Origin of the sequence: Mesobacillus jeotgali, assembly GCF_031759225.1 — a bacterium.
In the GTDB taxonomy this organism is placed as follows: Bacteria; Bacillota; Bacilli; order Bacillales; family Cytobacillaceae; genus Mesobacillus; species Mesobacillus jeotgali_B.
The window spans coordinates 4179908-4203267 of sequence record NZ_CP134494.1; the positions used below are offsets into that span (position 1 = coordinate 4179908).

Sequence of the window (23360 nt, forward strand, 5' to 3'; positions counted from 1 at the left end):
CCTCTGCCAGTTGACAGAGGGATGATTTGTATTATTGGTTTTTCATAAACTCCAAAACTTCCAGATCTATTTTACTTTTCTCCTGTTCTCTTTCTTCAAAGTTTTCGGTGTGGATGTAGGAAGTGAGCGCTTTGTGGAGATCTTCGTCGTCAGATGGGTCTGCCTTAAGGTAATCCAAACGCTTAAGGTGCTGGACGACTGTTTCCTTAACTTCTCCTTCGATTGCGACAACGTTCTCCGGCTTTGACTTGGCAAAATAAAGCTGCTGAAGGCCATAGATGCGTATCAACTCGGTGATTGGTTCCGGATGGTCATCGACTCGAAGATCGATATAACGATCATTGTAGCCCCCGTAGCCGCCCTTCTCCTTGACAACAAGAAGTGCCGCTGACTGTTGGCCTCTGCTGTCGCCACCCGCTTGCTGGCCAGCGTTAAGTGCCTGTAGCAACCTGTGGGCGAGCGAACCTTCCGTTGACTCAAACGTTTCAGCCATTGCTTTAACTGTATTTTCATCTACTAAAATATTACCCTGTGCCGCGAAATGCTTCCCAGTCACTCCGCCTGCCCAGTCATAGCAATAAGTTCCTGTAAAAGTTGCTGGGTTGCCCTCGGCGTCAATCAAGCCAACCTGGCGCATCTCCTTGTCAGGGTCATCCTTTGTGATCAGCTCCATCACTTCCTCAGCCGATTTCCCCTGCGCCATCAACTCAAGCGCCTGAGGCCCATATGCTGTATTCGCATAAGACTGCGTAGCCACAGCACCCACTCCCGCCTTCGCAAAAGGAACTACTGCCCCTACTCCAAGAAATTTAGATTGTACCGCAATTCCCCATTCTTTTTCCTGCGGATCAAAACCTACGATAGAAAATGTCATATGTATCGCCTCCTGTAAAAATTATTTCGGCACTCGGTATAAAATTTCCTTCCTATGAACAAATTAAAACCCACAGCCAATTTCTGACTGTGGGTAGAGTGTTAGATTATTATTGAGCTTCAATCAAACCATAGCGGCCGTCGTTACGCTTGTAAACAACATTTGTTTGGTTAGTTTCAGCGTTTGTGAACACGTAGAAGCTGTGGCCTAGCATGTTCATCTGCAGGATCGCTTCTTCGCTGTCCATTGGCTTCAGGTCGAAACTCTTAGTACGGACAACTTCAAGATCTTCGTCTTCTTCAACCTGCTCAACTTCAGTGAAAATTGGAGCGTAATCCTTCAGGCTTTCCTTTTCACGGAATTTGCGGTTGACCTTTGTTTTGTGCTTGCGGATTTGACGCTCAAGCTTATCAGTGATCAAATCGATCGCAGCATACATATCTTCATGAAGCTCCTCTGCGCGAAGCACAAGGTCCTTCATTGGAATTGTAATTTCAACTTTTGATTTTTTATCCTGGTAAACTTTCAAGTTAACGTTCACATTGGCATTGGGTGACTCGGTAAAATACCGGTCAAGCTTCGCAACCTTCTTCTCTACATACTCTCTGATTGCTGGCGTTACCTCAATGTTTTCTCCACGAATGTTGTAGTTCATAGTGGACTCCTCCTTTGGGATATGACTATGTATTACTAATTCTATTTTACCCCAAAGAACTCCTTCAAAAACAGTCAGAAGATTTGACGATTTTATGTCTGTTTTTACTGTCGGAATAGTGGATAATTTGCAGGTGCTTGTCCGAATATGAAAAAACCGCCCGGGATTGGGCGGTTCATTGAATTAATAAAGCCAAGTTTTTATTATAGTGGTTGGATCAAAAAACCTTTTTTCACTTAAGGTGTTCAAAGCTTCCACCTATTTCCTCTTATCATAAAACATGCCGTCCGATGCAAGGCTTTGATATGTATTCACATACTTGGAATTGGACTCTTTTTTTATCTGCAAGCCCTTAATGTCTTTTTGGATTGAAATTTTTTCGGCCAGCAAGAGTTGTGACACTCTACGGTTCATTTGAACCAGCCTTTTACCGAGTTCCGTTTCTTCGGGTGTATAAGGAGGAAGTATCTCTTCCATTAATAGTTCCCGTTTCTCCAAAAGTTGTTCCGCTTGAGCTATTTTATTATCCCTGTCACCTTCAGAACTTTCCAAAAGCTGAATCAGTTGATCGGTCAATTGAAGAAATTCTTTTACAGCACTCACTAGGCCATTCCGCCCTGGTTATGCTGCTTTTGACGATTAATCTGGATAGCCTGCTTCCAGGTATCACGAAAGTCGGTGACAAGACCTTCCACCTCATCTAAAATTTCGATATTGTTCTTTATATTTGCCTCAATCAGCCTACGGTTCATGTAGTCATACAAGGACATCATGCTTTGGGAAACCTCAAGATCCATATTAAGCGTAACCATAAGCTCCTGTATGATTTTTTGCGCTTTTAAAATATTTGTGTTCTTTGTTTGAATATCTTTGATTTGTATAGCTTGTTTTGCAAGATTAATAAACTTTAAACATCCGTTGTATAGCATTAAAGTCAGTTCCCCCGGTGAAGCAGTGGTAACTGAGTTTTGCTTATAAGAATGATAGGGGTTATTCATTGCCATTTTTTACTCTCCTTTTCTAGAAAGGGAATTTTAGTACCCGCCACCGAATTGCTGCATTAGATACATAGATTGACTGTTAGATTGTTGAATTGCTTTTTCCATAGCTGTAAACTGACGCCAATAACGATTTTCCACATTTATCATGCGTTCTTGAAAACGATCTATTTGGTCATCAATACTATCTAAAGTTCGTCCAATTGTGAAATTGTTATTGATACTTGTTGTTTTACCTGCACGTTTTTCAATATTAACCATGGTAGCTTTCAAGGTATCCCTTAATCGACGTCCTAGACCTTGCGCATCACCAGTTCCTTCTTTTGAAAAAAGATCGTATAATGCATTTGGATTCTCTGTAATAGCCGCTTTTAATTTTTCTGTATTTACGACTAGTTTTCCACCATCACGATAATTACTAGAGGTTGTAATACCGATATCAAAAAGTTTATCTGTTCCAGTAAGCCCCGTTACAGTTGTATATAAGCTCAAGCGCATATTATTTAGTGCACCTGAAAGAATTGAGTCTCCTCTAAGTGTTCCACTTCTAGCTTTTTCTTCCCAACGTTCAATATCCTTTTCTTTCATTGCATCCTTTTGTTCTGTTGACAAAGGCTGAAAGTCTCTATATTTTTTTTCTTCCAGCTTTCCTTGTATATTTTCTATTAAAGAATTATATCCATCTACAAACTTCATAATTGTACTTAAAACAGCTTCTGTATCTGTAGAAGATGAGAAGGTAACAGGTTCTGTAGTTGTATTGTTTAATTTAAATTCAACACCATTAATATTAAATGTGTTAGTTGATTTTTCAATAGGCATTCCATTATACGTTAAAGAAGCATTAACTCCAGAAGCACCAGTTCCCTGTAACTTTGCTGTTTCATTGTCTGATGCCATATTCATCTGTGTCCAAAAGTTACCATCACTTCCAATTACGATCTCTGAGGAATTTAAAACATCTCCGGTATTCTTAGCAATAAGAGATAATGTGCCTTTTGTCTTATCATAATATGCTGATACATCGGTCTGGCTGTTGATTTTAGCAATAACGCTATCTAACGTATCAGTTGCGGAATCTATAGTGACCGTTTTCTCTGTTCCAAGGGTACCATCTTTGGCAGTTGATCTAATGGTTATTGCCTGACTCCCTATTCCGAGATCCGCTAATTTAACTGTTGGGTCAATTGTAACTTGAGAATTCGAATACATACTGCCTGCAGAAGCCAAGTTATGAACTTCAATTGTACCTGAGAAATCAGATGTAGAATTAATGTTGTTAATCGAGACGGCACCTGGATTAGTATTTGAAATGGTCTTCTGTATGTAGGAAGCCTTTTTCAAAACACTATCAAAAATTAAAGTGTCAAATTCTAATAGGGCTTTATTCAAATCCCGATAATCATCTCGTTGCCATTCCATATACTGTTTTTTTTGGTTCAGTTTATCTAAAGGTATGCGTTCAGCTTTCATCAAGTCACTTACAAGCTGATCTATGTCCATGCCGCTTGCCAATCCACCTATTCTCATTCCTGACATATAATCACCTCAAATCTTTTTATCTATCATTAGCCCAATAAACTCTGTCATCGCTGCATAAAAGTCAAGCATTTTCTTAGGCGGTATCTCCCTTACTATTTCCTTAGTTTTATCATCTATTATTTTTACGTAATACTCATTTAGTTTTTCATGAAATTCAAACTTCAAGGATGTTGGAGAGTTTTCCATAAACTTGTTTATTTTATTTACAACTTCTTCTACTTTTAACCTTGAAATTGACTGACCTTCTTTTTGGAAGTTTTCTTCCTCCGGTAATTTAACTAATTCTTCCTGCATCTGGATGTTTTCTACATTTCTAAGTTGTGAGGTAAAATTATTCGATGATAATCGTTCAATCATCTTGTTCTCCCCCTGGTTTTAACAGTCTTTATAGTTTTATCGGAATTAAAGCAAATTAATTTAGTTCATTTGGAGATTTATTTTCATTACAAAATTGCTCTTCTAAAAAAATCAGAAAATATTACCAAAATAGGACTAAATGCCTATTAATTTAACATAAGCAAACTATTATAATAGACTAAAACTCACATATATCCTAAAGTGTTAAAGGCAAACTATAGGAAACTATAGGACGCAAAGCCATGGGCCTGTTCTGTTTAACAGATGGCAGCCGGTTACCTCAAGGAACATAGACTATGTACCTATGAACCTTATCCTTAAGGTTCTTTTTTCATTTTTACATTACTATCAACTTACCTCTAATAGTTGGGGGATCCAGTTGTTTATAATAAAAAAAATATAACAAAGGATGGAAATTTGCCGATGAAAAACTCTTTCTTTCTTAAGGTTCTGACTTTGCTTGTTTTTCTCACCGGTTCATTGTTGCCCTACTCTGCAAGCGCTACAACAATGTCTGGAAGTTCACTAGTAGCCGTAAATAAAACGGTAGAGACAAATAGCCTGGTTGAAAACAGTACAACAGAGGTTACATTAACAATTCAAGGTACACCCCAAGACACCACAACTGTTAAACCAAACGACGTAATTCTGATTGTGGACAAATCAGGAAGTATGCAAATGGATAATAGGCTAGAAGCCGCAAAAACCGCTACCAAAGAGTTTATAGATTTGATGGATCTGACAAAACATCGTGTTGGAATCGTTGACTTTAGTGATTACTCAGGGTCTTTCGCTTTAACTACTGATGCATCCGCAGCAAAATCTTATGTAGACAGCATACAACTTAGCGGAAGCACTAATACCGGAGATGCTATAAGGACCGCCTCCAACATTCTAGCAAACCATCGCCCAGAAGCGCAGCCAACTATTGTAATCCTTACAGATGGTGCGGCAAACAGTGAGGCAGATGCATTAGCAAGTGCACAAGCTGCAAAAGATCAAGGAATTATATTTTACTCTATCGCATTACTCGGACCAACAGAAGATCCTAATTCAAGTGCACCCAATCAGCTATTGAAGGATATGTCAACTTCAGCAGAACACCATCATTTTGTTCTGGGTTCTGTCGGTCTATCAGATGTATATAAACAAATAGTAGAAGAGATTGGATTAGCAAGCGCTTATAATGTAAATATTACCGATACAATCTCTCCTGAGTTTGAAATTGTACCAGGATCATATGATAATAATATTCCAAAGCCAACAGTTACCGGTAACACCCTAGTATGGAATATCACTGAACTAAAAACAGATCAATTAACATTGAAGTATCAGATACGTGCCAAGGATACTACTAAAGCTGGGCGTTATTCATTGGGAACTACTAATACCTCATTTGTGGACAACAACATGAATAGCTATGTAATGAATACAGTAAACCCTATAATGGAAGTATTAAACCCTAAACCCGTTATATCTATCATTAACTCTGATAAAGGGTTAACTACAGGTGGGGAAATCGTTACAATAACAGGAATGAATTTTCTTCCTGGTGTTAAGGTTTACTTCGGTAATTATGAAGCAACTGTTACGTCTGAAAGCAATACAGAGATAGTTGTTACAACCCCAATTGGTGCTCAAGGAACTGCAAAAGTAAAAGTCTTGAATAGTGATGGACAATTTGCATTAGGGGATTTTAATTATTATGCTGATCCTACCTTGAGTTATGTCACTCCTGCTGAGGGACCGATGGATGGAGGAAATAGAATTGCTGTTATCGGGTCTAATTTCATGAGTGGTGCCAAAGTACTGATTAATGGTATTGAAGCCCAGACTGAATTTTCTACTGTAAGCAAGCTCTATGGGATAGTTCCAGCATCGCCAATAGATGGTTTTGTATCGGTTAAGGTGATAAATCCTGATGGTACTGAGGTAGAAAAAGCAGATGCATATAATTATTTAACTCCAGCTCCGAAACCGACCATTAAGTTAACAAGCTTATCTGCTACATCTGGTTTGTTAACAGGCGGTGAATCAGTTTATCTAATTGGTGAAAATTTCGATACAAACGTAAAGGTCTACTTTGGCGATAAGGAAGCACCTGTAAACTATTATGCGAGTCCTACGAAGATTAGGGTCAGCGTTCCTGCCGGGACGTCCACAGGACTTGTTAACGTTAAGGCTCAAAATCCTGATGCTTCTGAGTCGGAGTTGCCTGCTGCATATGAATACTTAGCACCACCGCCACCTCCTGCTCCTGAAATCAGCTATCTTTCAGACAATACAGCAATGATTGGGGAACAGAAAACGGTTTATCTCTTTGGTAAAAACATTTCACCAACAGCAAAGGTTTTTATCGGGAATCAGGAAGCGTCAGTTTCTTTTGTAACAACAAGTAAGATTAGGATTACTGTTCCAGTAAGCACTCAACCTTATACAGCGGATGTAAAACTGGTTAATCCCGATGGCCAGTCTGCTATCCTTGCAGGAGGATTCATTTATGCTGAACCGGTACCTGACCCTGCGCCAATTATCACTTCTCTTTCAGATAACTCAGGTTTAATTAGTGGAAATGAGACGGTTATAATTACAGGCCAAAACTTTAAAAGTGGTTTAAAGGTATACTTTGGCGATCGTTCAGCCACAATCGATTCTGTCAGCGCGACTGAAATTCAGGTTAGAACACCAGTCTCATCAATTACCGGAAATGTTACAGTAAAGGTTGTTAACCCAGATTTACAAGAATCCACTCTTGCTGATGGATATAACTACGAACCTCTCCCAATAACAGTTACTAAACTATCAGTCACTAGTGGATCTATTGCCGGAGGTAATTTAGTATATATTTATGGAACGAATTTTAATGGCTTAATGACCGTAACGGTTAACGGCCAACAAGTTCCATATACTTTCCTTGCAACAACCAGGATCCGTATTAAAATGCCAGCGGCTTCAGCTCCTGGACCTGTAGACATAACAGTTGACAGAGCCGGTGCTCAAGCCTCAATAACCTATACTTACTATTAATGGAAAAAGACAATACGTATGGTATTATCAACCAAATATAATAGAATTAACGCGTGTCGATATTTAATCGACGCGCGTTCTTTAATTTTTTTTGAGTTGGTCTGTGATTTAGTAGGGGATAAATCTTCAATTGTTTGGTTAAAAACTCTTCTGAACTATACTGTTCTTTAACTAAATTTCGAGATTTGAGATGGTGAAGAACGTTGCGAACATTGTCCAGGCAGCTTTAGAATGGAATACTTTAAGGCAGTATGTCACTAACCGATTGTGGTATTTCTTAAACTTTCACTGAAACCCTCGATTAATTTGAGGGTGGCTATTTATAATTTTTCATTGTTGTTTATAGCATTAATCCGCTTGAACTTTCAGTAATAAAAAAACCTCCAAGTCACACTCATACCTCGATAGAGGCTACTTCGAATGTGCACTTAAAGGGAATCATATCAAGAAACCTGTCTATTTTAAGATCTCTAAAGTAATCGCTCATTGATAAGAAGATCTTTTACAAATGAAGATACAAGCTTATAAAAGCTGTTTAATTCCTTAACGAAAATTAATAAGTCATCACTTGTATATCTCTGTTTTTTTTCAAAATAAACTAATTTATTTATAATTGAATCAAACATATACGTTAATTGGGATAGGATAATTTCCTCTAATATTTTATGCTTGGATACATTACGGAACCTTTTAACTACTTTGCCCATATCGTCTGCAGATACTACACCAAGCTTAAGAATTCTTTCTAAGCCTTTTTCAGCAATCTCTACTTCTCTTTTAAGAATTTCTAATTCTTGTATAAATTCAATTAAGATTGTATTGGTGTCTTTGGATGCCGACATTAGATTAATACAATCAATAGTTATATTATTTTTTGCCCCAACACTTATACTATCTGTCGAGATGTATGGTACTCCGTCAATCTTAGCTCCTGACTCAGATAAGTTATAAAGCTTCATATTTTTAGGAAGAGTTTTTACGAGTGCCTCAAAGGAATCTAGAAAGATCTTTAATGACCTAGTCGTTCCAATAGACTCTCCTTTGTTGCTTTCAACATATAGCTCAGCCTTCAAGTCCTTCATGCCTTCATGATGTTTAATTCCTTTTGAATAATATTCTCCATTAATTAAAGCCAAGTCTTGGCCAACCATGTAGACCTCTGAAAATCCCAGGAAGGCAATCACTTGTAATGTATAAATTGCAACTGATGGAGAAGCTTGAGGGAATGAATATAAATTCTTGAAGGTTCTTGGACTAACATAATCTGATAGCGATCTTGAAACTACAAGGGGGCCTCGATGATTATTTTGTATATTAGAATTAGACATAGTCTCATAAATCAAGTTCCCTTTATAGTCAATCCCCTTAAAATGAGTTTCGTAGTTTCTGTCACTTGCATCTACACTTAGAACGAAATCAGGTTGAATTTCATTTTCAGATAAAGCTCTTAATGCTGAACCTACTGAAAAGATATGAAAAGAATCTTTATTCTTCTTTATATAATCTATATTAAATTTAAGGGAAGGGCCTGAGGCAACGAGCATAGCTCTTTCTCCTGCAAATCTCCCCTGAAGTTCTTTTAAGTTTATTGACCTCAGAATATTTTGGGTATTTAATAACGGTTCAACAATCCAATCGACTGCAAATTTCGATTCAGTATTATTAAGGATTTGCTTCGTTTGGATTCCTTCTTCTATAATTTGCAAGCACTCTTTTATCTTAGCCTGATTGACTCTTGAATAGTTTGGATGAATCTTAATTTCTACTGGTACAGAAATAAACTTAGATATAAATTTGGCAAATAATAATGAACTAAAGTCCTCAATATTAATATAGGACAGCTTTTGTACTTCTTGGAATATGTCTTTGTGGTTTTGGCTTATTTTCAGCTCTGGAAAAGGTTCTATAAAAAGAAAATGCACATTTTCCTTGTATATTTGATCATCCAATAAAACTTCAAGCAATGACCCATTTCCAAAGCCAATAAAAATCAAAAGTTTCCCTTTAACTCCGCTTAACTTTTTAATGAATCTTTCAACTTCTTTTCTAGGCGAATATAAGGAATTAAGGGGTACTTCTCTGTCCATATCCTTATATACATATAAAAGCTGGTTATCATCTGATGTCTTTTCATAAATTTTGTATTCCATACTCACATTTCCTCTTGAATTCCTTCTGAAAAATGATTTAAAAGAGGAAGCAATTCATATTCAATGAGATCTAATATATATACATCATTTCCAGATTCCGCCTGAGCAAAAGCCTTTTGTGCCAGCTCTTTCACAGTATCTTGTCCAATTAGATCCTTTTGTAAAAAATCTGATACTGAAGTAAACTCCAATACGGATTCAATGATTTGGACAAAGCTATCCTTTACTGTTGAAAAATCCTCTGTATCTCTAACGTTTTCTATATAATCTTCTACCTTCTTTATATACAATATCAACTCATCTTTAAAATCTCTTAAAAGTAGATTTGTTTTTACACCTTGTAAAAAAAGTTGATCTTTTTCTATACTGGATTCTAATAAGGAATTAACTTTATTCTCACTCAGTATATTACCTGATTGGTCTATTAAAACCAGCTTTTCTTTGTGCAAATATGCTTTTATTTCTCTCTTCAGTAATTCCAGATTTAGGTCCCCGGCAACTGGTACTTCATTGATATATATCATTCATCTCTTCCTCTCTAAACTTACAAAAAATAGATAGCCACTAAATGGCTATCTATTTTTTCTTTTATTATAGCAAAAGTACTAAAAATTAACGAAGTAGCTGAAGTACTCCTTGCGGCTGTTGATTTGCTTGTGCAAGCATAGCTTGTGCAGCTTGAGAAAGGATAGAGTTTTTAGTTTGCTCCATCATTTCTTTTGCCATATCAACATCACGAATACGTGATTCAGCTGCTGTCAAGTTTTCAGAAGATGTTCCAAGGTTGTTGATTGTGTGTTCAAGGCGATTTTGTAAAGCACCAAGTTTAGAACGCTCTGATGATACGCTGCTGATTGCTGCATCAATTGCAGAAATTGCAAGATTAGCATTTGCATTGCTGTCAATCATTAAAGTATCTACTCCTAGAGCAGTTGAACGCATGTCATTAATATCTAAAGTAATTGTTTGAGAAACGTTTGCTCCAACCTGGAAAATATTACCTGTGATTCCACCACTTAATAACTTTTGAGTGTTGAATTCAGTAGTATTACCAATACGGTCAATTTCAGCAGCTAGCTGATCAACTTCTTTTTGAATTTCGCCACGATCTTCAGCTGTGTTTGTATCATTTGAACCTTGTACAGCTAGTTCACGCATACGCTGAAGAATTGAATGAGTTTCATTCAGTGCACCTTCTGCAGTCTGGATGAACGAAATTGCATCTTGAGAGTTTTTAGCTGCCATATCAAGGCCACGAATTTGGCCGCGCATTTTTTCTGAAATAGCAAGACCAGCTGCATCATCACCAGCGCGATTGATCTTTAGACCTGAAGATAACTTTTCCATTGATTTAGATTGACCAGCAGCAGCTGTGTTTAGCTGACGGTATGTGTTAAGTGCAGCGATATTATGGTTGATTCTCATTGTTTTTCCTCCTTGAATTTGAGTGCCCACTTCCTTGTGGACAAGATTTAATTGTTTGAGAAACAAGGTCGGCCGCCCTTATTACCTCTTACAATATTTTTATCGACCTACACGACTATTTGTTTATAGCTTTTAAAAAAATTATTTTTTTTCATTCTTCATTAAATCAATAATTTTCGAAAAATCCTTTGTTGCAAGTATATTTTCCTGATGAATTTGTTCAATTACTTCTTTTCTGTAAACACCAATATTTTTAGGGGCTCTTATACCAATTTTCACCTGATCATTTTTAGATGAAATAATTGTTATTTCAATATCTTCACCTATTTTTATACTCTCTCCATTTTTCCTAGAAAGTACCAGCATAATTTCACCCCTTATTTTGTGTATTGGAATATCCTGTGTTTAGTACCGAAGATTTCATTGTGCAATATAACCTGCTTTCCTGTCCGATTCTTAGTATTGACAACTATAGGTGCCTGCAGATTGGCAGTTGTTTTTTCAAAGGGATCCTCTACGGTTAGTATCGAGTACACAAGTATATCCTCTTCAGCATTTATGCTAAGTTCAGAGACTATTGAGTCTTCTATCATAAAATCATACTCTTTGAAAAAGGTGAAAGGGCTAATGACTAAGAAAGCTAATTCAGGTGTTTTGACAGACTGCATAATGAAATATATTCCATCATCTGAAAGTGGAAGAAATACAAAATTTTCTTCTTCTAGGAACGCTGGAATCCCCTGTTTGAAAACAAATACTTCGCTCCTATTAACACTGATCTCCCCATGATACTTTGTTCTTATTTGCATATATTGACCACCCTTTAAATCGATTGTTCGAAATTTAATCCTGAGTATTTAAGGTTTTTAAAATCTATCTTTATTGACGGGTAAGATTTCATATTAATTTCTACATTACCAGGCTTATAGGTACTCTCTATACTTTTATACTGGCTGTTTATAATCGGTTTTCTCACCCTCCAATTTATCACTAAACGTCCTGGACTGTAATCAATCTTAACACTTCCTGCTGAAGGAACCCAACCAATGTTAAACTCAAAAACAGGTGACTCACTATTACGCTTCGCTTGCTCTGGTATCGCATTACCTCCTCTTTCAATCATCATTAGCTCGTCTCCATCTTGCGATAACCTTTCAATACCCGAAAGTACGTCTCTATATCCTTGATCTGCCGCTTCTTCTATTCTTCTCGATATACTTTTTAAATCAACATCTTCCCTTGCCTTGGTCTGATTTATGCTCAACTTTGAAGGTGTGCGCTTCATCTCCAATAGTGCTGGTGGCTGTTCAATGCTTAATTCGTTATTAGGCTGCTCAATTTCTAATATTGCATTGTAGGTTTTAATCTCAATCTGACCCCTTACTGTTTCTACTCTAATTTGTGGGACTTGCATATTCATCCCTCCTAGAAAAAAAAAGCTATTCCCATTGAGAATAGCTTATCTTAAAAAGTCCAATAAAGATGGCTGAAGTATTCGGGCTCCAACTCCCAAGGCTGCACGGTGAACACTTTCCTGCGTCTTAAGGTCAGTAATTACTCTTTCTATATCGGCATCTTCTGTATCTGATAAAACTCTACTTGCCATAATTTCTTGCTGACTGATACGGTCATCAATCATTTCAAGCCGGTTATAACGAGCCCCCAATTCGGACCTTTCTGAAGAAATTCTATCCATAACGCTATCTAAAGTATTTAATAGCCCATCCAGTTCCTTAGGATTGTCACTTTCCAAAGCTACTTGGACATCATGCACAGCCTTAAAAAGCTCATCATTAAACATTTTTCCGGGATCTACATTCGCCCGTAAAGTCACACCACGAGAAACTTCAATATTGTAATTTTTAATCTCTGCATTTGCCAAATTGCCCGCTGCCGTCGGAGGATTACCAGGTTGTGCAGGAGGGTTTTCAGTATCTGTACCGTGAAAAATATATCTTCCTGATACTTTTGTATTTGCTACCTGTACGAGATCATTTTTTATTTGCTCAATTTCACGAGCAACCGCAGCCCTATCTGTAGGACTTAGAGAGCCATTTTTCCCTTGTATCACAAGTTCTCGAACCCTTTGCAAGCCATTATTAGCCTGCTCTATTCCAGCTTCAGAATTCTCCATCCACAAATACAATTCAGAGAGGTTCCTTTTGTATTGTTCAACTTCTGTCAAGTTAGAGCGGTAAAACATACCTTTCACCGCCCCTACTGGGTCGTCTGATGGTTTATTAATTTTCTTCCCTGTAGCCAACTGGTTCTGATACTGCCCCATTTGCCTATAACTTTCACTTAAATTTCTTAGCGAGTTTGAGGAAAGCATTGATTGAGTAATCCGCATATTAAGTCACCTATCTTCCTACAGTTCCCATTCCATTTATAATTTTATCCAGCATTTCATCCTGAAGTGTAATCATTCTTGCAGAAGCATTGTATGCATGTTGGAATTGGATCATATTAGTCATTTCTTCATCTAATGACACAGAACTGACAGATTTTCGTCGGTTATCAACAGCTTCTTTTAAAGACGTACTATTATGATTAAGCCTTACTGCTTCTTGTGACCGAACTGCCAATTCTCCAATAACACCCTCATAATAATTGTGGAAATTTGCTAGTTCAGGCTTAGCCCCATTCTGATAATCGAAATCCTGATTGAAGATATTGGCAAGAGCTAAAACATTGCTTGAATCGCCTTTCGTTGCTATTGAAGCAGGTCCGGAAGCTGTTGCAATGTTATCGAGGCTAACTTCTATTGACTTGGCTAAAGTAATCCTGCCAGCAAACCCATTACGATCCATACCTATTTCTTCTCCAGCTTCGGCAAAAAAGTTTCTATCTTCAGGGGGATTATTATCTATTTCATTTGGGCTTACTCCTAAGCTGTGCTGCGCATTAAATTCATTAGCGAAGGTATATGCCAGATCATCCAGGCTTTTCATTACATCTGGATATATACCATTTACTTTTCCCTCTATGTCTACTCCATATGAATCTACTAAAGCCTTAAGTTGTCCAGTCGAATTTAAATCCTTGTAATTAAAGCTTGAATGACCAATCGAGAAGGTTTTGACAGAATTCTCCACACCATCAAAATTAGCCTTAACTTCATTATATCGATCACCGCTGACCAGGATACCTAGCTCTTTACCACTATCACTGATCATCTTAACAATAGCCTGTCCTTCAGCTATTTCCAACGATCCTTTTCCCGAGCTGGAATAATCAACTTTTACATTAACTATGGATGATAATTGGTCAATCAATCTATCACGTTCATCATAAAGGTCATTAGGTAAGTATTGATGGGGTTCAACATCTGCGATTTGGCCATTTATCTTACTAATCTGTTCAAGAATTGAATTGATTGATCTCTCAGTTACAGTAATTTCATTTTTTAAATCCTGTTTGATTGTGGACAGTGAAATATGCAGGTGATTAAATGTCTCGGCGACTGCGATTCCTCGCTGACGAACAACCGATCGAGCACCTGCATTTGTAGGGTTAACAGCTAAGTCCTGCAAAGACTGCCAGAACAAATCCATCGTCTTTGCAAGACCAGAGTCGGATGGTTCATTCAGTACTTCCTCAAGTTTAGTGTAAGCCTCTGCCCGAGTTTCCCAGTAACCTAGTTTATTATTCTCACCGCGATATTGTACATCCAGGAAACTTTCCCTTATACGCTGGATTGATCCAGCCTTCACTCCAGTACCAACCTGTCCTGGTATTTGCGGGCGGTTGATCGATGCGTTTGGATATGGTTCTGTTTGTTCGAAATTAATACGCTGGCGTGTGTAGCCGGGTGTATTGGCATTCGAGATATTATGTCCGGTTGTATGTAAAGCGCTCTGCTGCGTGAACATTCCGCGTCGTGCTGTTTCTAATCCCATAAAGGTTGAACGCATTTTCGTTCCTCCAAATATTATGCTTTTGAGTTGAACATTCCCGGCGATTGACCAGGCTTTGCTTTCTTACCAGTAGGTGGTCCGTAGTTGATTTCCTTTTCCTGCGGCATCACAAGGCTTTTAGAAAAATTGATGAACTGCAATGACTGATGGATTAGCTGCTGGTTCAGTTCATTTCGTGCCTTTATTTCAGAAATGACTCCCACCAGATCTTCTTTGATTTGTAAAAGCTTATCTTTTTCCGAAGGGTTCGCCTCTGCTATTTCTTTTAATGACGCAGCAGGGATTATTGCACTAGAAACTGCCAGCCGCTCGTGCTCTAGCTTATTGATTGCCGCTACATGCGCCTGTTCATCCTTCATGAGCTGGTCGAGGGCAGCTGTGTCTCCTTTTTTTACGATATCCGTTTTCTTCACGGTCAGTTCGTAAAGGCTTTTATGTAATTTGAGCATCTTATTCAGGATGACGACAAGCGATTCAGCAGACATGGACTGCCCTCCTTCTAGGCATAAAGAAACACTCGCCAGGCAGACGAGTATTCACCTTATTTATTATGGTAAAAATTAATGATGCTTTTAGCTGTTTCTTTAGGATTCAATTTATAAGTACCGTTTTCAACCTGAAGCTTCAGCTCTTCTACCTTTTGCTGGCGTTGAACGGATACCTGGGAAAGCTGCTGCATTTCCTTTGCAGTTGAAGAAATCTCTACTTTATCAGCTTTCTTGTTCTGTGTACTTGCTGCTGCATCTAGTTTGTTCATCTGGCGTTTATATGGATTGATCCCTGATGGGCCTATATTATTTATTTTCATGTCTAACCCTCGCTTTCAGAACGATTCTAATAGTATTATCGGCAAGCAAAAAGAGTTTTTTAATAAATCTTTTTGCCTAATCTCTATGAGTGAAAAAAGTCGCAGTGCGGTTGGCAATTTCTTTTTTACGCTGCTCTTCATGCTCATGAACCTGCAAATCAGATTTGATTGCGCCAGCGCAGGATTCACACAGTCTTCCTGTCCTTATAATTGCTCCGCATTTGTCACAAGGATAGCCAAGATTCGGGAATTGGGTAATCTGCAGCTTTCCATTTTTTATGAATTTCAAAATTATTTTTTCAGCAACACCAGTCGTTTCTACCACCTGAAGCATAGTTGCTGCACGATTTTCACGTTTTTTCATGAACTTCGAAACAGTATCATATGCGTTCTGTTCCGCTTTCCAGCATTTTTCACATGTATCTCTAAATTTATTTTTAACGAAGATTTCTCCGCAATCAGGACAATTTACAAGTTCCAATGTCCTTCCTCCTCTAATCTTATCATATCTGCTCAACGTGCCAAAGTTAACGAATACACCCTGCCTGCTCCATTTTCCTTCAACAGCCTTGCTGCATGTCGTAGAGTTGAGCCTGTAGTATATATATCGTCAACAAGCAAGATTTTTTTACCCCTTAAATCAAGATCTGAATCAGCTCTGAAAACCTGGTCAAGATGTATTCTCTCTGACCTGGATTTTTTTGATTGTTTTTCTGTATGAACCCTCGATAATAATTGTGTTGGTTTTAGACCAGCCGCCCTAATAATTGCCTCTGACTGGTTAAATCCACGTTCATAAAGTCGTTCTTCACTTAGTGGGATAGGAACAATGTAATCATATTGCCAAGCTTGCGAAGATTTTAAAAAGTCCTCGGCAAAAACTTCTGCCAGCACATAGTCGCCTCGAAATTTAAATCTCGCAATGACTTCTTTGGTAACACTCGAATAGCTATAGAGCGAGGTGTTCTTGTCCAAACTCCCGTTCCAGAACTCATCTTCCTCCCACCGTCTACAATCCAGGCATAATCCTTCGTTCCTGTACTCCGCGTCCAATGAAGAGAAGGGTCTTCCACAAATATCGCATGTCTCACCACTAATGGATTCGAACTTTTCATGGCATTTTTGACAGATCCTACTATTATGCAGTTCATTATTAAACAAACTTCTCCAGGTGAACTCTGATTCTATTTCTCCATTACACAACAAACAAAGAGTCTTCATACATCAATCAGCCCCTTCTTGATCCCTTCCTTATTCATCTTGACGATTTGATTTCTTGCATTGACCATTGCTTCTGTTTTTCCATAGTGAAAAAAAATGACATCACCTGTCGGGAACTGTGTGCTCCTTCCAGCACGTCCTGCAATCTGAACAAGGGCACTTTCAGTAAAGATCCTATCCTCTGAACCAATCACGGCGACATCGATATTCGAGATGGTTACACCACGTTCGAGTATGGTTGTAGTGACCAGAATAGGAATTTCCTTTTGCCGCATCTTTAGAACTTTTTCTTTTCGCTCGGGATCTTCAGCATGCACGGATTCGATTTGGGGATGTAGCTGTCGGAGAAGAAAAAGAATTTTTTCCATATAGGAGATTTTCGGAACAAATACTAAAGTTGGCTTACCACTCGCAAGGCGAGCTTCAATCCATTTAGTGATGTTCACCGACAGTTTGCCTTTCGAAAGCTTTTTCTCCCAGTTCCCAGACCATTCAAACCTCGGTACTGGTAGTGGTTTTCTGTGAAATCTTGCTGGTATAGTGACATACTCTCTTTTTCCAAGACGGCATTCCCGCTGCCATTTCTGGCTAGGTGTTGCTGTAAGATAAATGAGTGTGGATTGTAGTTTTCTCGATTGTTCAACTACATATTGGAGGGTTTCATCAACGGAGTAAGGAAAGGCATCCACTTCATCTACTATGATTACATCGAATGCCTGGTAGAAGCGGAGTAACTGGTGAGTTGTTGCGATCGTTAGTTGCGCATATTCATGTCGATCGTCACTGCCACCATACAACGAGGCTATTTTCACCTGAGGGAAGACCTTTCCCAACCGAGGGGCCAGTTCCAGAACAACATCAGTTCGAGGAGTCGCCAGGCAAACTCGTTTTCCAGTGGATAACGCCCTCTCTATTCCGGCGAATAATACTTCAGTCTTTCCTGCTCCAGCCACCGCCCAAACAAGCAGCTCGGATAGGTTTTCAACGGCCTCCACCACTCGATTGGAGGCTAACTTTTGTCCTTCTGATAACTGGCCATCCCAGTTAAGCAGAGATGAGTGCACAGTAGACTCAGGATTTGGCCCCTTCCAACTAATCAGCGGAGTACATCCACTCACCCTGCCCATCATCAAACACCTCCTGCAATACACATCGGTTTCACCACAGCGTGAACAAGGAAATTCGGCAAAAGAAGCTGGGTCAGTTGATCCGCACCTCTCACATTTCAACTTTGTATCACTAATCTCCAGCCCCCTACGGTAAACTATATAACCATTTTCATAATGTTGGTGGATTTCTTCCAAAGAAAACGGTAAATCACCGACCAGAAGCTGTTTGCCTGTAAGTATCTTTTGTAAAGCGGGATTAACATTAAATGATGGATTACTCGGAACTGACGGAATATCAGGAAGCTTGGAGATAACCTGAGACTTGTCACCAGAATTGAACTTTATAATGGGGATAATCTTGCTGTCTTCCATTAAAAATTTCACGGTTAATCACAGCCTTTGTGGATTATTTTGTGGATAATATGTTATTCCTGTTGATAATGTGGGTTGTTTTGTTGATAAACATTTTTAAAGTGAGGAATGATGAAATGATACCGCTTTTTCTGTGGATAAAATATATTAGAAGATATTTTAAATTGTTAATAACTAGCTGTTTTTGTTGATAAGTGGATGAATTTGTGGATAAAAATAAAAAACGCCATTCCAAATATTCCTCGGAATGACGTCAATCACTGATGTAATACCTCTCCGCAATTACTTCTTGTACCAGCCCATGCCCAGAGCACCTTCGCCTAAGTGTGTGCCAATGACAGGTCCGAAGTAGCTAAACATAAATTCAACATTCGGAAACTGAGCCTCGAGCTCACTCTTCCATTCAAGCGCTTCATTCTCGCGATTAGCATGAATGACGACCGCACGATATCCGCCGCCCTTCCCTGCATCTTCAGCAAGTAGATCGACGACTCGATTTAAAGCTTTTTTCTTAGTGCGAACCTTTTCAAACGGAACAATCATCTTATCTACAAAGTGCAGCAACGGTTTAACCTGCAATAGACTCCCTATTAATGCCTGGGCACTGGATAGCCGTCCCCCGCGCTGCAAATGGCTTAGGTCGTCCACCATGAAATAAGCTCGAGCTGTCTTCTTCACTTCTTCTAGCCGGTCAATGATTTCTTCAGGAGTTTTACCTTGTTCAGCCAATTCAGCAGCTTCCAGCGCATAAAAACCCTGAACCATTGCACTGACTTCCGAATCAAAGGCAAACACCTTTATACCCTCCACCATTTCACCAGCAGAAACCGCTCCCTGATAAGTACCGCTTATTCCACTGGATAAATGAATGCTGATAACAGAGTCGTATTCCTTTGCCAAACTTTCAAAAAGCTTTACGAACTCACCAATTGGCGGCATGGACGTAGTCGGTAGCTCGCGATGCTTTACTTCTTCGTAAAATTCTTCTGCTGTAATATCTATATCTTCCCTATATGTTTCAGTATCAAAAATCACGCTTAACGGAATCATGTGGATATTCCATTTCTCTCGCAATTCCTTCGGGATGTACGCAGTACTATCCGTGACAACTGCCGTTTTCATTGTTAGATTACCATCCTTATGTTTTTCTCTTCGATTTGTACAATCCCATTTTATATGAACTTTATGTAAATTGCATTCTTTCAGGAAAACTATTTTAATAAAGAGTTTTGGAATCCGGGGAACTGGTTCCTTTTACTGGTCCACTACTCCGTTTCGGTCACATAGAACTTCCCTATGTGACCTTTTACTGGTCCACCACTCCGTTTCGGGCACATAGAACTTCCCTATGTGACCTTTTACTGATTCACCACTTCGTTTCGGGCACATAGAAATTCCATAGCTGATCATTTACGTGTTCCATCCCCCATTCCAGGCTTAATGAAATTCTTCGTTGTGCCCTTATTAGCACCTCCGTGTTGGCACATTGTCTACTCTTCATCTAATAGCGTTGGTCCGTCATATAAGAGGATAAACACCAAAAAAACGCTGGCAATCGGTTGCGCAGCGTTACAAATTTAAGATACGTATTGATTCCTTAAACTCTTAATTCCTCTGTTCTCTATCTCTTCTATTAGCATTTCAATAAAAGTTTCATCCAATTCTAATAGAGTAGCCTTTTGATAAGCTTCTATCAATTTTTCGTCAGTTAGTTCCCATAGTGAAGAAATTATGACCACCCTTTCTTTGTTCGTTTCCCTAATTATATCTGAAATTATTATTTTTTTGTAAAAGTCTAGGGGATTTTCTGTCGTATTATTCCAACACTTTCATACAGCAATCGACAAAAAACCACATCTGTCGATTCGACAAATGTGGTTTCTTATAGATTATCTTACTTCAACCCAGCCATTCTTAATTGCCACCACTACAGCCTGGGTGCGGTCGTTTACATTCATTTTCTGCAAGATATTGCTTACGTGGTTCTTGACGGTCTTTTCACTGATGAACAATGCTTCACCAATGCCTCTGTTACTCTTACCATCCGCTAATAGCTGTAGGACTTCGCATTCGCGGCGTGTCAACAGGTGTAGCGGACGGCGAATTTCAACCGGGGATATGTACTTATCGGATCCGCTCTCATCAGCTGATAATCGACGATATTCTTTTACTAGATTATGAGTTACTCGAGGATGTAAGTAAGATCCACCATCTGCCACGACTTTAACTGCTTCAACAAGTGCATCAGCATCCATTTCTTTTAATAGATAGCCTGTTGCTCCTGTTTTTAGGGCGTGCGTGACATAGTTTTCGTCATCGTGGATAGATAAGATAATAACCTTTGCCTCAGGATACTTCTCAATCAATTCACTGGTTGCCTCAACACCATTCGTATTAGGCATATTGATGTCCATGATGACTACGTCTGGCTGATGCTGTTCTACTAGCGAGATGGCTTCGCTGCCATCATCACCTTCTGCAACCACTTCGAACGATGGTTCAAAATCAAGGATCCGTTTTACCCCTTCTCTGAAAAGTTGATGGTCGTCAATAATGACAATCTTTGTTGTCATAGCCTTCGCCTCCCTTACGGCTTCTGTCTCTATTTTTCTCTCTTTTTTTATTGTTTTATAAATTCATCGGAATTTGGATGATGACCAGCGTTCCAGTGCCAATTTTTGAGTGAATCGTCAGCTCACCTTCCAGCAGTTCGACTCTTTCTCTTATTCCAAGAAGCCCAAAGGATTCTGGTTTGCTCTCGTTAATATCAAAACCTTTGCCATCATCCTTTATTACAGCCATAATCTGTTCGCTCTTTATATCAAGCTTCACTTGGACCGTCATGGCCTCTGCATGTTTTAGCGCATTCTGTACTGACTCCTGAATAATCCGAAACAAGGCAACTTCATAATTTGATGGCAATCTTCTGTCATCACCGAGATTAGTGAACTGAATTCTAGTAGTCCTATGATACTCTTCGATTGTCTGTAGATACTTTTTGAGGGTAGGGACCAGGCCGAGATCGTCAAGAGCCATTGGCCTCAAATCATAAATGATTCTTCGTACCTCATACAAGGCAGAACGGACCATCTTTTTCATACTCCTGATTTCCTGGATCGCCTCCTCCGCCCCTCGTTCCTTATAAACCCTTTCTATCAAATCGGAACGCATCATTACATTCGCCATCATTTGGGCAGGCCCATCATGGATTTCTCGGGACAGCCTTTTTCGCTCATCCTCCTGGGCTTCAATGATTTTCAGCCCGAAATCCTGCTTTTGTTTCGCTGTCTCAAGCGCTTCTCCCATTTCCCGGATGTCACTCATCATGTAGTTCATGACAACGCTAATCTGGGAAACCAGATGGTCGGCGCGTTCAATCGTTTCATTCAGACCAACCAGCCTTCGCTCAAGGTCATCCCGCTTTTCTCGTAGCTGCTTTTCCGATTGCCTATTCATTGTCAGGTCCATCTGAAGCTTGTGGGCCGCTTCATATGCCTCACGAACCTGTGCTTCGGAATAGTCCTTAAAATGCTTGCTTACATCCGATAGTCGCAGCCTCGCTCTCCTTACCTGGGCATCCAGCTTGTCGCCATCATTGATGATTTGTGCGACCTTTCTTTTAATCTCTCTTAATTCGTTGGTGATAGATTCATAATCTGTCCGGCACTGTTCCCCTATTCGGAAGATTTCGTCTTTGCTGTCTCCAACGGTTTCGATCATTTTTTCTAAAATCAAATCAAGGGCTTTCGTGTCGAATTTTTTAATTGCCATGTAAAACTCCCCCAAGGGCGGCACTAAAGATATTTTAACTTGAAAACTAATTTGTTACTAATTTTCAACAAGAAAATGATGCCAATTTTGCTGAAAATCGATACAAAGACATAGATTTGATTTTTCATTCTAAGTCTTATATCCTATTATTTTAGGAGTTAAACTCCAACTTTAAAATAAAAACATTTTTCCAAAAATGAATCAGGCCTTGTCAGACCACTAACTATTATAACATTCAAACACATTTACAGTATTAAAGTTATATTACAATCATAAGACACCATTGTCCCCCGATTGCCGTCAACTTATAATGAATTGTAGCACTAATTACCTCTGTAGAACATAAAAACGATGTCGAAAGATTTAATAGATGGGGTTGGGAAAATTTTTGGGAGAGAAGGGAGAAAGAATTGCTGACAAGCTACTATACGGTAAAAGGTTACGGAGAACATGAAATCGAGATTCAAAAATCACGATTTATAGCATATATAGAAAGAGCAGAAACAGAGGAAGAGGCACAGGAGTTCATTCAGAAGATTAAAAAGGAAAACTGGAACGCGACTCATAATTGCTCAGCTTATATGATTGGAGAGAACGACCAGATCCAAAAGGCGAATGATGATGGAGAGCCAAGTGGGACTGCAGGGGTGCCAATTCTTGAAGTGCTGAAAAAGAAGCAGTTGAAAGATACTGTGGTAGTTATAACTCGTTATTATGGTGGCATCAAGCTTGGCGCAGGTGGTCTGATTCGCGCTTATGGAAAGGCGACGTCTGAGGGATTGACAGTGACTGGAATAGTGGAAAGGAAATTAATGCAATCCTTTACTATTGAGTTAGAATATACTCTGCTGGGAAAATTTGAAAATGCAATCCGTAGTACAGCCTTTTTACTCAAAAATTTGCAATATCTTGATATCGTAAAAATACAAGTGCTAGTTTCTGTGGAAGCAATGGATATTTTTACTGACTGGGTAACCGAGATATCCAACGGCAAAGCTAATGTTTATGCACAAGAGCAGGTTTTTATAGAATTTGAAAGTACTTCATAATCTATATAGTTACTATATTCCATTGCGGGTTTTAAATATTTTCTTTATAATTAACCGGTACACCGTTAAGACATAATTGTTAGAT

Annotated in this window: 25 protein-coding genes and 1 riboswitch; of the genes, 2 read left to right on the forward strand and 23 right to left on the reverse strand. The window is 38.9% G+C overall.

Annotation, left to right across the window (positions count from 1 at the left end):
• Positions 1 to 31: 31 nt before the first annotated feature.
• The 6 genes from RH061_RS21010 to flaG form a co-directional block, all read right to left on the reverse strand.
• A complete protein-coding gene (locus RH061_RS21010; protein ID WP_311072709.1) occupies positions 32 to 874 on the reverse strand; it encodes a DUF1028 domain-containing protein in 843 nt (280 codons plus the stop codon).
• 109 nt (positions 875 to 983) lie between these two features.
• Positions 984 to 1529, reverse strand: coding sequence for a ribosome hibernation-promoting factor, HPF/YfiA family (hpf, locus tag RH061_RS21015; protein ID WP_311072710.1), 546 nt, complete (start codon positions 1527 to 1529; stop codon positions 984 to 986).
• Positions 1530 to 1787: 258 nt separating this feature from the next.
• The gene (locus tag RH061_RS21020; protein WP_311072711.1) at positions 1788 to 2132 is read right to left on the reverse strand and encodes a flagellar protein FliT; all 345 of its coding nucleotides are present in this window, start codon (positions 2130 to 2132) and stop codon (positions 1788 to 1790) included.
• Positions 2132 to 2533, reverse strand: coding sequence for a flagellar export chaperone FliS (gene fliS, locus RH061_RS21025; RefSeq protein ID WP_311072712.1), 402 nt, complete (start codon positions 2531 to 2533; stop codon positions 2132 to 2134). The genes RH061_RS21020 and fliS overlap by 1 nt, the downstream gene beginning before the upstream one ends.
• A gap of 30 nt (positions 2534 to 2563) precedes the next feature.
• Positions 2564 to 4066, reverse strand: a complete 1503-nt coding sequence (locus tag RH061_RS21030) for a flagellar hook-associated protein 2 (protein WP_311072713.1) — start codon at positions 4064 to 4066, stop codon at positions 2564 to 2566.
• A 9-nt stretch (positions 4067 to 4075) separates the two neighbouring features.
• On the reverse strand, positions 4076 to 4426 hold the full coding sequence (gene flaG, locus RH061_RS21035) for a flagellar protein FlaG (RefSeq protein ID WP_311072714.1): 351 nt from the start codon (positions 4424 to 4426) through the stop codon (positions 4076 to 4078).
• Positions 4427 to 4625: 199 nt separating this feature from the next.
• Positions 4626 to 4709, forward strand: a riboswitch (cyclic di-GMP riboswitch).
• Positions 4710 to 4849: 140 nt separating this feature from the next.
• On the opposite strand from flaG, the gene RH061_RS21040 reads away from it, so the two are divergent.
• Positions 4850 to 7453 carry an IPT/TIG domain-containing protein gene (locus RH061_RS21040; protein WP_311072715.1) on the forward strand — a complete coding sequence of 868 codons (2604 nt, stop codon included), beginning with the start codon at positions 4850 to 4852 and terminating at the stop codon, positions 7451 to 7453.
• Positions 7454 to 7923: 470 nt separating this feature from the next.
• On the opposite strand, the gene RH061_RS21045 is transcribed toward RH061_RS21040, so the two are convergent.
• The 17 genes from RH061_RS21045 to RH061_RS21120 form a co-directional block, all read right to left on the reverse strand.
• Positions 7924 to 9603 (reverse strand): motility associated factor glycosyltransferase family protein, encoded by a 1680-nt coding sequence (locus RH061_RS21045; RefSeq protein WP_311072716.1) that lies wholly within the window; start codon positions 9601 to 9603, stop codon positions 7924 to 7926.
• Between the two features lie 2 nt (positions 9604 to 9605).
• Entirely contained in the window at positions 9606 to 10127 is a 522-nt protein-coding gene (locus RH061_RS21050; RefSeq protein ID WP_311072717.1) for a hypothetical protein, read from the reverse strand.
• Positions 10128 to 10215: 88 nt separating this feature from the next.
• Complete coding sequence (locus RH061_RS21055) at positions 10216 to 11028, reverse strand: flagellin N-terminal helical domain-containing protein (protein WP_311072718.1); 813 nt, start codon at positions 11026 to 11028, stop codon at positions 10216 to 10218.
• Positions 11029 to 11169: 141 nt separating this feature from the next.
• Entirely contained in the window at positions 11170 to 11394 is a 225-nt protein-coding gene (gene csrA / locus RH061_RS21060; protein WP_311072719.1) for a carbon storage regulator CsrA, read from the reverse strand.
• Between the two features lie 11 nt (positions 11395 to 11405).
• Positions 11406 to 11837 carry a flagellar assembly protein FliW gene (fliW, locus tag RH061_RS21065; RefSeq protein WP_311072720.1) on the reverse strand — a complete coding sequence of 144 codons (432 nt, stop codon included), beginning with the start codon at positions 11835 to 11837 and terminating at the stop codon, positions 11406 to 11408.
• A gap of 14 nt (positions 11838 to 11851) precedes the next feature.
• On the reverse strand, positions 11852 to 12442 hold the full coding sequence (locus tag RH061_RS21070) for a DUF6470 family protein (RefSeq protein WP_311072721.1): 591 nt from the start codon (positions 12440 to 12442) through the stop codon (positions 11852 to 11854).
• Between the two features lie 45 nt (positions 12443 to 12487).
• Entirely contained in the window at positions 12488 to 13378 is an 891-nt protein-coding gene (gene flgL / locus RH061_RS21075) for a flagellar hook-associated protein FlgL (RefSeq protein ID WP_311072722.1), read from the reverse strand.
• A gap of 10 nt (positions 13379 to 13388) precedes the next feature.
• On the reverse strand, positions 13389 to 14942 hold the full coding sequence (flgK, locus tag RH061_RS21080; RefSeq protein ID WP_311072723.1) for a flagellar hook-associated protein FlgK: 1554 nt from the start codon (positions 14940 to 14942) through the stop codon (positions 13389 to 13391).
• Between the two features lie 17 nt (positions 14943 to 14959).
• Complete coding sequence (locus RH061_RS21085; protein WP_311072724.1) at positions 14960 to 15430, reverse strand: flagellar protein FlgN; 471 nt, start codon at positions 15428 to 15430, stop codon at positions 14960 to 14962.
• A gap of 56 nt (positions 15431 to 15486) precedes the next feature.
• A complete protein-coding gene (gene flgM, locus RH061_RS21090) occupies positions 15487 to 15753 on the reverse strand; it encodes a flagellar biosynthesis anti-sigma factor FlgM (protein ID WP_311072725.1) in 267 nt (88 codons plus the stop codon).
• Between the two features lie 76 nt (positions 15754 to 15829).
• Positions 15830 to 16234 carry a TIGR03826 family flagellar region protein gene (locus tag RH061_RS21095; protein WP_311072726.1) on the reverse strand — a complete coding sequence of 135 codons (405 nt, stop codon included), beginning with the start codon at positions 16232 to 16234 and terminating at the stop codon, positions 15830 to 15832.
• Positions 16235 to 16266: 32 nt separating this feature from the next.
• Positions 16267 to 16974 (reverse strand): ComFC family protein, encoded by a 708-nt coding sequence (locus tag RH061_RS21100; protein WP_311072727.1) that lies wholly within the window; start codon positions 16972 to 16974, stop codon positions 16267 to 16269.
• Positions 16971 to 18467: an ATP-dependent helicase ComFA gene (locus RH061_RS21105; RefSeq protein ID WP_396654834.1), complete on the reverse strand. Its 1497-nt coding sequence runs from the start codon at positions 18465 to 18467 to the stop codon at positions 16971 to 16973. The genes RH061_RS21100 and RH061_RS21105 overlap by 4 nt, the downstream gene beginning before the upstream one ends.
• A 270-nt stretch (positions 18468 to 18737) precedes the next feature.
• Complete coding sequence (locus RH061_RS21110; protein WP_311072728.1) at positions 18738 to 19577, reverse strand: DegV family protein; 840 nt, start codon at positions 19575 to 19577, stop codon at positions 18738 to 18740.
• A gap of 455 nt (positions 19578 to 20032) precedes the next feature.
• Positions 20033 to 20194 (reverse strand): sporulation histidine kinase inhibitor Sda, encoded by a 162-nt coding sequence (gene sda / locus RH061_RS23115; protein WP_396654835.1) that lies wholly within the window; start codon positions 20192 to 20194, stop codon positions 20033 to 20035.
• A gap of 150 nt (positions 20195 to 20344) precedes the next feature.
• Positions 20345 to 21028, reverse strand: coding sequence for a response regulator (locus RH061_RS21115; protein ID WP_311072729.1), 684 nt, complete (start codon positions 21026 to 21028; stop codon positions 20345 to 20347).
• Positions 21029 to 21083: 55 nt separating this feature from the next.
• On the reverse strand, positions 21084 to 22226 hold the full coding sequence (locus RH061_RS21120) for a sensor histidine kinase (RefSeq protein WP_311072730.1): 1143 nt from the start codon (positions 22224 to 22226) through the stop codon (positions 21084 to 21086).
• 410 nt (positions 22227 to 22636) lie between these two features.
• Here RH061_RS21120 and RH061_RS21125 point away from each other — a divergent pair, with 410 nt between their 5' ends.
• Positions 22637 to 23275, forward strand: a complete 639-nt coding sequence (locus tag RH061_RS21125; RefSeq protein ID WP_311072731.1) for a YigZ family protein — start codon at positions 22637 to 22639, stop codon at positions 23273 to 23275.
• Positions 23276 to 23360 lie beyond the last annotated feature (85 nt).